Source organism: Rhodococcus sp. P3_B8 (genome assembly GCF_056402775.1).
On record NZ_JBFUGT010000253.1, the window covers coordinates 1 to 9,734 of the forward strand.

The following is a 9,734-nucleotide window of genomic DNA, read 5'->3' on the forward strand; positions in this document are numbered from 1 at the left end:
CGGTCACCCCGAGCCAAACCGACCTCAACCACATCATCTTCGGCAACCTGCTGGGCGTGAGCCGCTCCGACCTCGTCCAGATCGCCCTACTCGGGGCCTTCGTCTTCATCGCACTGATCGTCAAGCGCCGCGACTTCACGCTGTACGCCTTCGACCCCACCCACGCCCACGCGATCGGCCTGAACCCGCGCCTGCTCGGGGCCGCGCTCCTGGGGCTGCTGGCCCTGACGGCGGTGGTGGCCCTGCAGGCCGTCGGCGTCATCCTGGTCGTCGCGATGCTGATCATTCCCGGGGCCACCGCGTACCTGCTGACCGACAGCTTCCACCGGATGCTGGTCATCGCCCCGGCGATCTCGGCGGCCTGCGCCGTCATCGGCCTGTACCTGAGTTATCACCTCGACACGGCCAGCGGCGGCATGGTGGTGCTGTCCCAGGGCGCGGCATTCGCGCTGGTCTACCTGTTCGCACCTCAGCACGGAATCATCGGTCGCCGAATCACCGCCTCCCGGCGACGCCGGACACCGCGTGACGAACACGGGAACACCGAGAATCACGCGGAACGCGATTGGGCGCCGGAACCGAAGTCGTAGAACCGGCGCTATCGCGTTGCACACCGTCACTACCCAGGGTCCATACCATTGGATAACTTATTAACCAATGGTATGTTCACTGGGTGGCATCGGTTAACGGCGGACTGTTGTGGCCCCCTGTCGCCTACGAGCAGCATCCGTGGGTCAGCACCGCCGGCGACTACGGCTCTCGGCGCGAGCGGCGCCTCACTGCCGGCCCCTACCGTGCGGCAGTACCGGCGTTCATCGCGGACCGATCCATCTCACTGAGCGGCGAGCTGCAATCGCTGACGGAGGACGCGGCGACCGAGCTCACCCGTTTCGACGTCGAGGTCGGCCACATCACCGCCCCGTTCGCCTCCATTCTGCTCCGCACCGAGAGTGCGTCGAGCTCGGAGATCGAGAACCTCAGCAGCGGGGCGCGGCAGATCGCGCTGGCCGAACTCGGCGAGCACGCCTCCCGCAACGCCCGCCTGATCGTCGGAAACGTCCGCGCCATGCACGCCGCGTTGGAGTTGTCCGACTCCATCGACGCCGAGGCGATCCTGCAGATGCATCGCGCGCTGCTCGAACACGGCGATCCGAACATCGCCGGTCGATGGCGGCAGCAGCAGGTCTGGATCGGCGGCGGAAGCCTCGGACCCCACACCGCGCAGTTCGTCCCCCCGCACCATGACCGGGTTCCCGCACTGATCGACGACTTGATCGTCTTCGCCAACCGCGTCGATGTGCCCGTGATCGCGCAGATAGCGATCGCGCACGCGCAGTTCGAAACCATCCACCCGTTCCCGGACGGCAACGGGCGTGTCGGACGCGCCCTGATCCAGGCGATGCTGCGCGGCGGACAGCTCACCCGCAGTGTTGCCGTTCCGGTGTCCGCGGGCCTACTACACGACACCGCAGAGTATTTCGACGCACTCGGCGAGTACCGGTCCGGGAACGTCGAGCCGATCGTCCGGTCGATCGCGGAGGCATCGTTCGGTGCGGTCGCCAACGGTCGCACCCTCGTTCAGGACCTGGAAGCGGTTCGAGCCGACTGGCGCACCCGAGTGACGGCGCGGCGCGGCGCGGCGGTACACCGGCTGGTGGACTTGCTCCTTCGCCAACCGGTCGTCGACAACAAGCTCGTCACATCCACGCTCGGGGTGACCGGCGCCAACGCGCAGATCGCGATCGACCGCCTGGTCGACGCCGGGATCCTCACCCAGATCACCGACGGGCGACGGAACCGGATCTGGCAGGCCGAGGACGTGGTCCGGGTGCTGGACGAGTTCGCCGCCCGCGCCAAACGCCGCCGACACTGAATGCTCCGATCCTGCGGGTGCCGTCGAATGATCCACCGGGGGAACATGACGTGTCGCCCGCCGCCGTTTATCCGCCCGCACCGCGGGTATCAATACCGTGACGTCCGGAGTGAGACCGCCGAGAACGAAGGTTCCGCTGATGACACTCGTGCCCCGGGCCGCGGTCACGCTGATCGCCGCAGGCCCCCTCGCCCTGTTCCTGGCCGCTCCCGTCGCCGCGGACCCACCCGACGTGACCCTGGCCGCCGCCGTGGCCGGGAGCACCGTCACGACGACGATCGCGAACGACACCGGTGCGGACATCGTGTGCGGACTCGGCGGGCTGCATGCGGCGGATGACATCGTGAACCCCGAGTCCGTGGCGGTGTTCCACGCATCGAATGTGGTGATCGGGCCGGGACCGCGGGACTTCGTGTTCGACGCGGTGCCCGACGGGGACTACCTGGTCCACTGGATCTGCAGTGAGAACGCGGGCCCCGGTGACGAGGTGTGGGGTTCGGCGCCGCTCCCGGAGACCGCATACGCGAAGCCGGCGACGGCGGACCCTCTCCCCGTCACCGTGAGCACGGAAACGTGTTTCGGGTCGGTGTGCCTGCCGCCGGGCCTGGGTCTCTGACCGGCAGTCCGGGTCACCGGAGCGAATCGCGCTGTTCCCGAAGGAATTCCCGCTCGGCAGCGTTCTCGGTGCGGTCGCGCGCCGTCTCGTACGCGCGTGCCGCCTCGTCGGGACGTCCGAGTCTGCGGAGCAGATCGGCCCGCACCGCGTGGTACAGGTGGTATTTGCCGAGGTCGAGCTGGTCGACGAGGGCCAACCCCTGCTCCGGTCCCCTGACCTCGGCGACGGCGACCGCCCGGTTCAGGGCCACCACCGGACTCGGCGCCACCGACATCAGCTGGTCGTACAACTGGAGGATCTGCCACCAGTCGGTGTCGGCGGCCGTCTCCGCGTCGCTGTGGACGGCGTTGATCGCGGCCTGAATCTGATACTGCCCGGGGGTGTTCCGTCGCAGGCATTCCCGCACCAGCGACTGCCCCTCGGCGACGAGGTCACGATCCCACCGACTGCGGTCCTGATCGGGCAGGAGCACGAGCCGGCCGTCGCCGTCGGTGCGGGCGTCTCGCCGCGACTCGATCAGCACCATCAACGCGAGCAGCCCGGTGACCTCCGGTTCGTCGGGCATCAGCGCGGCCAGGACCCGGCCGAGGCGGATGGCCTCGGCGCACAGGTCCGCCCGCGTCAGCCGGTCCCCGGAACTGGCCGTGTAACCCTCGTTGAAGATCAGATAGACGACGGCCAGGACGGCGCGGAGGCGGTCCGGCAGATCGGTCTCGCTCGGCACCCGGTACGGGATCCGGGCGTCCCGGATCTTCCCCTTGGCCCGGACGAGGCGCTGCGCCATGGTCGGTTCGGGGACCAGGAATGCGCGCGCGATCTCCGCGGTGCCGAGCCCGCCCAGGAGGCGGAGGGTCAGCGCGACCTGGGCGGCGGGGGCGAGCGCCGGGTGGCAGCACGTGAAGATCAGGCGTAGCCGGTCGTCGTGCACGACGCCCTCCTCCACCGGTTCGTCGCGGGCGAGCAACAGGGCGGCCTGCGCGTGGCGGTCGTGCCGGGTGGCCTCGCGCCGGAGCCGATCGATCGTGCGGCGCCGGGCGGTGGTGATGATCCATCCGGCCGGGCTCGGTGGCAGCCCGGACGAGGGCCAGCGCCGCACCGCCTCGGTGAACGCGTCCTGGACGGCGTCCTCGGCGATGTCGAGGTCGCCGAACACCCCGACCAGGACGGACACCGCGCGGCCGTGTTCCTCACGGAACACCCGTTCGATGTCGGCGGACGCGATCACGTCAGTCGCCGGCTCCACCGTGGTGTACGAACGGCCGGACCTCGATCGGGAGGGTCGTCGCCCGGGTGAGTTTGCGACCCCATTCGAGGGCGGCGTCCAGGTCGGGCGCCTCGACGATGGTGAATCCGCCGAGATGTTCCTTGCCTTCGGTGTAGGGGCCGTCGGTGAGGAGCACGTCCTCGCCCTGGGCCCGCAGCACGGTCGCCGTGGTGGGGGCGCACAGTCCCCCGCTGAACACCCACGCGCCCGCGGACACCATCTCCTGGTTGAGGGCGTCGAGGTCGTCGCCGATCTTCGCGAGGACGTCGGGGTCGGGAGCGGGTCCGTCGGGCTGGTACACGCTCAACAGGTACTGGGTCATCTCGGGTTCCTCCTCGGATCGGACAGCCGGCGACTGCGGATGTGGCCGGCTCTCACCTCCTATACGAACGTCACCCTTCCGAATCGACACCCTGGGCGGAGAAATTTCGCCGAATGTCCTCAGTTGTGTTCGGACACCAGGACGGCGCGGGTGCCCGGCTCCAGCGCTTCGAACACATGTGCGACATCGCCGGGGTAGGCGATGTAGTCGCCGGGTCCGAGTTCGACCGGATCGCCCGCGACGCCGACGAGGGCGCGCCCGGCACTGAGGATGACGTGTTCGACCACCCCGGGCATGTGCGGTTCGGACTCCCGGGCGGGGCCGGGTTCGACGGCGAGGCGGTATAGATCCCGGCGCGCGGACGGCGGGCAGGACGCGACGAGGGTGGCGCGGTAGTCGGACCGGTCGGATGTCAGTTCCGGTCCTTCGTCGGCCCGGATGACCTGCACGCGCGGCCGCGGCGGGTCCAACAGTTGCGACATCTGCACGTCGAGTGCGACGCAGAGGGCCCACAGGGTTTCGACGCTCGGGTTGCCGCCCCCCGATTCCAGTTGGGACAGTGTGGATTTCGCAACCCCGGCGCGGCGGGCGACTTCGGTCAGGGACATACCCGAGCGTTCGCGTTCGCGACGCAGCGAGGGTCCGATGTAGCCCAGTGGGGATTGCCCTGCCATGGTTTCCCTTCCCGACAACCCGTTCATTATTTTGGTCGCGATGTTCGTCTTGACGAACGATGCACCATGTGTTCAGTATAGAAGTCATGCGTTCGATGAAGCGAACACTCGATTCGCGGGTCCTCCGAAACATCGCGCTGGTGTGCCTCGCCGACGCACTGGTCGGCATGTCGTACGGCGCCATCGCGGTGGGTTCGGGCCTGGACGCCTGGTTGCCCGTCGCACTGTCGGTCCTGGTCCTCGCCGGATCTGCGGAGTTCCTGTTCGTCGGCATCGTCGCGGCAGGCGGCAGCCCGGTCGCGGCGACGATCGCCGGGCTGCTGGTGAACGCGCGGCACCTGCCGTTCGGTCTGGCGGTCGGTGACGTGCTGGGGCGCGGGCTGCGCCGCGTCGTCGGCAGTCACCTGATGAACGACGAGTCGGTGGTGTTCGCCCTCGGTGAGACGGACGCCGACCGCAGGCGCGCCGCGTACTGGGCGTGCGGTGTAGGGATCGCGGTGTGCTGGCCGCTCGGGGCCGTGCTCGGCGCGGTGGCGGGCTCGGCGATCGGCGACCCCGCGGTGCTGGGACTGGACGCCATGTTCCCGGCGGTGCTGCTGGCGCTGGTGCTGCCGGCGTTGCGCGATCGGGACGTGCGGGTGCCGGCACTGGCCGGCGGCGTGATCGCCCTGGCCACCACGCCCTTCCTGCCCGCCGGGCTTCCGGTGCTGGCGGCGCTGGTGGGGCTGCTTGCCGGTGTGCGGCGGAAGGTGCTGCCGTGACCGGGAACCTCGTGCTGATCGGGTCGGTCGGGGTCCTTGCGGCGGGCACGTTCGCCTTCCGGTTCGCGGGACCGGTGCTGCGGCCACGGATCGCCACCCGGCCGTGGGTGGAGCGGACCATGGCGACGGCCGCCGTGGTTCTGCTCACCGCACTGGTGGGCACGACCGCGCTCACCGAAGGCCACGACCTCGCCGGAGTGGCGCGTCCCACCGGCGTCGTCGTCGCGGGCATACTCGCCTGGCGGAAGGCACCTTTCGTCGTGATCGTCCTGTCCGCGGCCGCAGCGACTGCCGGATTGCGGCTCCTCGGGGTGCCGTGAGGATGCATGATCGAGGGGTGTTRTTTCATCTCTGCGCCACGTGCGGCGTCGAACAGGACCCGAACACCCCGCTCCCCGACGAGTGCGCGATCTGCGCGGACGAACGCCAGTACATACCGCTGGGCGGTCAGGAGTGGACCACCGTGGAGAAGCTCGCCGGTGCGGGGTACCGCGCGGTCGAGCACGAGGTCGAGCCRGGGCTGCACGGCCTGTACGTGGACCCGAAGACCGCCATCGGCCAGCAGTCCCTCGTGATCCGCACCCCCGCCGGGTCGCTGCTGTGGGATCCGATCGGGTTCGTCGACGACGCCGCCGTCGACGCCGTTGCCGCGCACGGCCCGGTCATCGCCGTCGCCGGCAGCCACCCGCACATGTTCGGGGTCCAGACGCAGTGGTCGAAGGCGCTCGGCGGCGTGCCGATCCTGGTGGCCGACGCGGACCGCGCGTGGCTGGCGCGGTCCGACGGCCCGATCGTGTTCTGGTCCGGCACCCACGAGGTGACGCCGGGTCTGACCCTGCACCAGATCGGCGGGCACTTTCCGGGCAGCGCCGTCGCGCACTGGCGGGACGGCGCCGACGGCCGGGGGGTCCTCCTCACCGGKGACGGCGTGTTCCCCAACCCGGACCGCCGCACGGTGTCGTTCCTCCGGTCCTACCCGAACCGGCTGCCGCTGTCCGCGGCGGTGGTGCGGCGCATCGCGGACCAGCTCTCGCATCTCGAGTTCGACCGCATCATCGGCAACTTCGACAACGTGATCGACAGCGACGGCCGGGAGGCGCTCGAATACTCGGCCACGCGGCACTGCGCGTGGGTGACCGGGGAGTTCGATCACCTCACGTGACCGCTGACCACGACGTCCGAGGTAATGGTCGCGGCGATCCGCCCGACCTAGGCTGGCCGAATGACCACCCTCGACGATCGGCGCACGTCGCATGTCGGCACCCACCTGCGGGCGTGGCGGGAACGCCGCCGGCTCAGTCAGCTGGAACTGGCGAACCGCGCGGAGATCTCGGCACGGCACATCAGTTTCCTGGAGACCGGGCGGTCGAATCCCACGCGGGCGATGCTGCTGCGCCTCAGCGACCATCTCGACATTCCGCTGCGTGAACGCAACGCACTGCTCCTCGCCGGCGGTTTCGCGCCCGCCTTCCCGGAGCACCGACTGTCGGAGGTGCCGATGGCGTCGATCGCCGACGCCATCGGGAAGATCCTCACCGCGCATTCCCCGTATCCGGCGGTGGTCGTCGACCGGCACTGGAACATGGTGGACGCCAACGAGGCCGTCGCGGTGCTGACCGAGGGATGTGCCGCGGAGCTGCTCGAGCCGCCCGTGAACGTCCTGCGGTTGAGCCTGCACCCGGACGGCATGGCACCGCGGATCCTCGACCTGGCGCAGTGGCGGGGGCATCTTCTGCACCGGCTGCGTCATCAGATCGCGGTGACCGGCGACGACGGACTGCGTGACCTGCTGGGCGAGTTGGAGGGCTACCCCGGCGGCACCGTCGACGGCGCCGGACTGCCGGGGTCGCTCGTCGTGCCGCTGCGTATCCGACACCACGACACGGTGCTGGCGTTCCTCAGCACGACCACGATGTTCGGCACTCCCCTCGACGTGACGGTCGCGGAGCTGGCCATCGAATCGTTCTTCCCCGCCGACGCGGTGACAGCGGCTACCCTCCGCAGTAGCGTGAGCAGCGACTGAGGAGGTAGGTCTGATGGACTTGACAGCAATTGGTGTCGGTTTCGGCTACGTGGTCGTAGTCCTCACCATTCTTGTCGTCGTGGTCGGGGTGTCGGCACTGTTCGTGTTCTCGATCAAATCGGATTTCGTTCCGCCGGAATCGCCGGGGACTCCCACGGGGCGGAAGCGGATCGGCCGGGCGGAATAGCCGCGTACGCACCGGAAGGCGGGCAGTTCCTCACGGAGGGGCTGCCCGCCTTCACGTATGGACGGGCCGCCGGGTTCTGGATCGATTCCGCTGTGCAGGCGGGGGGAAGCGCGGCTTACTGAGACGCTCGGGGACAAGGCGACTACCGTGACAGGAGTCGTCTATTTTTCGAGGAGCACGGAATGAGTATCAAGTCGGTTGAGTCACGCCGCCATCGCGTCGTGGTCATTGGATCCGGCTTCGGTGGGTTGTTCGGCACACAGGCGCTGAAGAATGCCGATGTCGACATCACCATGATCGCGCGCACCACTCACCATCTGTTCCAGCCGTTGCTGTATCAGGTGGCGACCGGCATTCTCTCCGTCGGCGACATCGCTCCCGCCACCCGGTTGGTGCTGCGCAAGCAGAAGAACACCAAGGTTCTGCTCGGCGATGTCGACGAGATCGATCTCGAGGCGAAGACGATCACCTCCCGGTTCCTGGACCGGACCACCGTCACCCCGTACGACAGCCTGATCGTCGCGGCGGGCGCGGGCCAGTCCTACTTCGGCAACGATCATTTCTCCGAGTTCGCGCCGGGCATGAAGACCATCGACGACGCCCTCGAACTGCGCGGCCGCATCCTGGGCGCGTTCGAGCAGGCCGAATTGTCGAACGATCCCGCCGAACGCGCCCGGCTCCTGACGTTCGTCGTCGTCGGCGCCGGTCCGACCGGTGTCGAACTCGCCGGCCAGATCGCGGAACTGTCGCGGCGCACCCTGTCGGGGGCGTTCCGCAACATCGATCCCCGTGAGGCCCGCGTGATCCTGCTGGACGGCGCGGACGACGTGCTGCCCGTCTACGGCGGCAAGCTGAGCCGTAAGGCCCGCCAGCAGCTGGAGAAGCTCGGCATCGAGATCCAGCTGGGGGCGATGGTCGTCGACGTCGACGTCGACGGCCTCGTCGTCAAGGACAAGGACGGCACGCAACGCCGGATCGAGTCGCAGTGCAAGGTGTGGTCGGCCGGTGTGCAGGCGAGCCCGCTGGGCAAGCAGATCGCGGAGCAGTCGGACGCCGAGATCGACCGGGCCGGTCGCGTCSTGGTCAAACCCGACCTGTCGGTGCCCGGCCACCCCGAGGTGTTCGTAATCGGCGACATGATGGCGCTCGACAAGTTGCCGGGTCTGGCGCAGGTCGCGATGCAGGGCGGCAAGTACGCAGCCAAGCAGATCAAGGCCGGCCTGAGCGGTCACAAGCCGGAAGACCGGCCGCCGTTCAAGTACTTCGACAAGGGCAGCATGGCCACCATCTCGCGATTCAGTGCGGTGGCGAAGGTCGGGAAGCTCGAGATCAGCGGTTTCATCGGCTGGGTGGCCTGGCTGGCAATCCACCTGATGTACCTGGTCGGGTTCCGCAGCCGGCTGTCCACTCTGCTGTCGTGGACGGTGACGTTCCTCGGCCGCGGGCGCGCGCAGATGGCGTCCACCGAGCAGTGGGTGTTCGCCCGCAACGCGATGGAGCAGCTGGAGCGGCACGAGCGGGAGAAAGAGGCCGAGAAGTCGYCCGGCGGCGCGCAGCGCAAAGCCGCGGGGTGACGCAGGCGCGCCCATGACGTGAACAGAGCGGAGGGGACGGACCTGTCGGGTCCGTCCCCTCCGCCGTGCGCGTGGGTGGTCGTCAGTTGCCGAGGCGTCCGGTGTCGGTGATGTTCGCGAGCCGGACCTGCCCCTTGGAGACGAGTCGGTCCTGTTCGTCGGTGATCCGGACCTCCCACAGCTGCTGGGTGCGTCCGCGGTGGACGGGGCTGGCTTCGGCGGTCAGCGTGCCCTCCCGGGTCGCGCGGAGAAAGTCGGTGTTGTTGTTGACACCGACGACGTGTCCGCGGCCGCCGAGCCACACCGTGCCCGCTGCGCTGGCCACCGATTCGATGACGGAGCAGTAGACGCCGCCGTGCTGGATTCCGGCCGGCTGCTGCAGGTCCGGGGTGACCGTCCATTGCGCTCGCACGCGGTCGGGTGAGAGTTCGGTGTATTCG

At 68.9% G+C, this 9,734-nt stretch carries 13 protein-coding genes; 9 read left to right on the forward strand and 4 right to left on the reverse strand.

Features of this window, described 5'->3' with window-relative positions; translation table 11 throughout:
- The 3 genes from AC1D1G_RS35900 to AC1D1G_RS35910 all read left to right on the forward strand — a co-directional run.
- The coding region (locus AC1D1G_RS35900) for a metal ABC transporter permease (RefSeq protein WP_477955839.1) at positions 1 to 590 on the forward strand (590 nt) is incomplete at its 5' end.
- 83 nt (positions 591 to 673) lie between these two features.
- Positions 674 to 1,873 (forward strand): Fic family protein, encoded by a 1,200-nt coding sequence (locus tag AC1D1G_RS35905; protein ID WP_477955841.1) that lies wholly within the window; start codon positions 674 to 676, stop codon positions 1,871 to 1,873.
- Between the two features lie 139 nt (positions 1,874 to 2,012).
- Positions 2,013 to 2,489: a hypothetical protein gene (locus AC1D1G_RS35910; protein ID WP_477955842.1), complete on the forward strand. Its 477-nt coding sequence runs from the start codon at positions 2,013 to 2,015 to the stop codon at positions 2,487 to 2,489.
- A 13-nt stretch (positions 2,490 to 2,502) separates the two neighbouring features.
- Here the strand turns inward: AC1D1G_RS35910 and AC1D1G_RS35915 are convergent, their stop codons facing one another.
- The 3 genes from AC1D1G_RS35915 to AC1D1G_RS35925 form a co-directional block, all read right to left on the reverse strand.
- Positions 2,503 to 3,714: an RNA polymerase sigma factor gene (locus AC1D1G_RS35915; protein WP_477955848.1), complete on the reverse strand. Its 1,212-nt coding sequence runs from the start codon at positions 3,712 to 3,714 to the stop codon at positions 2,503 to 2,505.
- Position 3,715: 1 nt separating this feature from the next.
- A complete protein-coding gene (locus AC1D1G_RS35920; protein WP_477955843.1) occupies positions 3,716 to 4,075 on the reverse strand; it encodes a YciI family protein in 360 nt (119 codons plus the stop codon).
- A gap of 119 nt (positions 4,076 to 4,194) precedes the next feature.
- Entirely contained in the window at positions 4,195 to 4,749 is a 555-nt protein-coding gene (locus AC1D1G_RS35925) for a helix-turn-helix domain-containing protein (protein WP_043793370.1), read from the reverse strand.
- Positions 4,750 to 4,835: 86 nt separating this feature from the next.
- On the opposite strand from AC1D1G_RS35925, the gene AC1D1G_RS35930 reads away from it, so the two are divergent.
- The 6 genes from AC1D1G_RS35930 (at position 4,836) to AC1D1G_RS35955 (ending at position 9,294) form a co-directional block, all read left to right on the forward strand.
- A complete protein-coding gene (locus AC1D1G_RS35930; protein ID WP_477955849.1) occupies positions 4,836 to 5,510 on the forward strand; it encodes an AzlC family ABC transporter permease in 675 nt (224 codons plus the stop codon).
- Positions 5,507 to 5,830, forward strand: coding sequence for an AzlD domain-containing protein (locus tag AC1D1G_RS35935; protein WP_317567293.1), 324 nt, complete (start codon positions 5,507 to 5,509; stop codon positions 5,828 to 5,830). Before AC1D1G_RS35930 ends, AC1D1G_RS35935 begins: the two co-directional genes overlap by 4 nt.
- Before the next feature lie 17 nt (positions 5,831 to 5,847).
- Positions 5,848 to 6,672, forward strand: a complete 825-nt coding sequence (locus AC1D1G_RS35940) for an MBL fold metallo-hydrolase (RefSeq protein ID WP_283332392.1) — start codon at positions 5,848 to 5,850, stop codon at positions 6,670 to 6,672.
- Positions 6,673 to 6,732: 60 nt separating this feature from the next.
- On the forward strand, positions 6,733 to 7,533 hold the full coding sequence (locus tag AC1D1G_RS35945; RefSeq protein ID WP_283353634.1) for a helix-turn-helix domain-containing protein: 801 nt from the start codon (positions 6,733 to 6,735) through the stop codon (positions 7,531 to 7,533).
- A 13-nt stretch (positions 7,534 to 7,546) separates the two neighbouring features.
- Positions 7,547 to 7,720 carry an adenylate cyclase gene (locus AC1D1G_RS35950; RefSeq protein WP_105418619.1) on the forward strand — a complete coding sequence of 58 codons (174 nt, stop codon included), beginning with the start codon at positions 7,547 to 7,549 and terminating at the stop codon, positions 7,718 to 7,720.
- Positions 7,721 to 7,902: 182 nt separating this feature from the next.
- Positions 7,903 to 9,294, forward strand: a complete 1,392-nt coding sequence (locus AC1D1G_RS35955; protein WP_477955846.1) for an NAD(P)/FAD-dependent oxidoreductase — start codon at positions 7,903 to 7,905, stop codon at positions 9,292 to 9,294.
- 82 nt (positions 9,295 to 9,376) lie between these two features.
- On the opposite strand, the gene AC1D1G_RS35960 is transcribed toward AC1D1G_RS35955, so the two are convergent.
- On the reverse strand, positions 9,377 to 9,734 hold a 358-nt coding region (locus AC1D1G_RS35960; protein WP_477955847.1), incomplete at its 5' end, for a PaaI family thioesterase.

Bases quoted from the DNA above. Each gene is read 5' to 3' on its own strand.
- AC1D1G_RS35910 (WP_477955842.1), top strand. From the start codon at position 2,013: ATGACACTCGTGCCCCGGGCCGCGGTCACGCTGATCGCCGCAGGCCCC.
- AC1D1G_RS35920 (WP_477955843.1), bottom strand. From the start codon at position 4,075: ATGACCCAGTACCTGTTGAGCGTGTACCAGCCCGACGGACCCGCTCCC.
- AC1D1G_RS35925 (WP_043793370.1), bottom strand. From the start codon at position 4,749: ATGGCAGGGCAATCCCCACTGGGCTACATCGGACCCTCGCTGCGTCGC.
- AC1D1G_RS35945 (WP_283353634.1), top strand. From the start codon at position 6,733: ATGACCACCCTCGACGATCGGCGCACGTCGCATGTCGGCACCCACCTG.
- AC1D1G_RS35930 (WP_477955849.1), top strand. From the start codon at position 4,836: ATGCGTTCGATGAAGCGAACACTCGATTCGCGGGTCCTCCGAAACATC.
- AC1D1G_RS35950 (WP_105418619.1), top strand. From the start codon at position 7,547: ATGGACTTGACAGCAATTGGTGTCGGTTTCGGCTACGTGGTCGTAGTC.